This is a genomic window from Phosphitispora fastidiosa, from assembly GCF_019008365.1.
GTDB classification, from domain to species: domain Bacteria; phylum Bacillota; class Thermincolia; order Thermincolales; family UBA2595; genus Phosphitispora; species Phosphitispora fastidiosa.
Genome location: NZ_JAHHUL010000053.1, coordinates 1 through 1,108 on the forward strand (window position 1 = coordinate 1; position 1,108 = coordinate 1,108).

Sequence of the window (1,108 nt, forward strand, 5' to 3'; positions counted from 1 at the left end):
CTGAACGAATACTACTATATAACCAAGAAAATACTCTACAAATGGCTGAACCGGAGGAGTCAGCGGCGAAGTTTTAACCTCTGGCAGTTTAGACGACTTCTCAGACGCTACAGAATTGGGGTTCCCAGAATAAGGGGAAACCCTAATACCCAGTTAGAACTTGACTTTAGTTTTGTCTGATTTTACGGAAGCGAGTATTCCTGAAGAGCCCGGTGCGGTAGTTCCGCACGCCGGGAATCTGTGCGGGGGGCGTCGGGCAACCGGCGTTCCTACCGTGACGACGAAATAACCCGTCTTTGGGGACAAAAAAACAGTGGGATGACCACTGCTTAGTTGAACTTTACTTCTAATTCTTTTCCCAGGGCATGAGCTACTTTGTTCAAGAATTCAATGCTTGGATTATATTCACCGCTTTCTAATCTTGATATAGCAGATTGTCGAGTTCCCACTTTTGCTGCTAGCTCTTTTTGGCTTAGCCCCTGTTCGATACGTAATTTTATGATTTCTCTTTTAATATCATATAAGACTTTAAGTTTTTCATATTCGTCTTTAACCTCGGGATTTTGAAGAAGTTGATTTTTAATGTCTTGATGGTTCAAATCAATCACTTCCTTTCAGATAGTTGGCCATGCGCTTAGCCGCTAAGTTAAGGTCTTTAACCGGTGTTTTTCCAGTAGTTTTTCTAATGCCATGTAATAGAATGAAAGTACCTCCGGTGAAACAAAAGTAAAATATGCGAAAATTGTTTGTGCTATGCTTAATTCTTAATTCCCAAATGTCTTCAGTACCGTGCATTTTTCTAATGTGTGGCATTCCAAGTGCCAGGCCGAATTCTTCAAGCAGGTCTATTTCTCTAAGTATTTTAGCTTGTTCTTTTGGAGATCGCGCTTGAATGAATTCTAAAACAGGGCATTTACCTTTTTCTGTATAATACTCAATATCATACAAACATAATCACCTCGAATTCGATACCATTATATCACATATATGTTATAGGTGCAAGGGGATTTATATAGGACGGGGTTACATCGTCTAACATTTTAGCCGTGTTTCCGCAGTTGAGCATGCAAAAACACCGGCTAAGCACTGGCCCTACCGGCGTTAAGTC

The 1,108-nt window shown here is 40.9% G+C and carries 2 protein-coding genes and 1 pseudogene; 1 reads left to right on the forward strand and 2 read right to left on the reverse strand.

What is annotated here, in order from left to right:
• Positions 1-180, forward strand: a pseudogene (locus Ga0451573_RS18880) (group II intron reverse transcriptase/maturase); the annotation flags it as partial.
• Positions 181-329: 149 nt separating this feature from the next.
• On the opposite strand, the gene Ga0451573_RS18885 reads toward Ga0451573_RS18880, so the two are convergent.
• Both Ga0451573_RS18885 and Ga0451573_RS18890 read right to left on the reverse strand, forming a co-directional pair.
• Complete coding sequence (locus Ga0451573_RS18885) at positions 330-599, reverse strand: helix-turn-helix transcriptional regulator (RefSeq protein ID WP_231685747.1); 270 nt, start codon at positions 597-599, stop codon at positions 330-332.
• A 1-nt stretch (position 600) separates the two neighbouring features.
• The gene (locus tag Ga0451573_RS18890; RefSeq protein ID WP_231685748.1) at positions 601-948 is read right to left on the reverse strand and encodes a type II toxin-antitoxin system RelE/ParE family toxin; all 348 of its coding nucleotides are present in this window, start codon (positions 946-948) and stop codon (positions 601-603) included.
• Between the last annotated feature and the right edge of the window lie 160 nt (positions 949-1,108).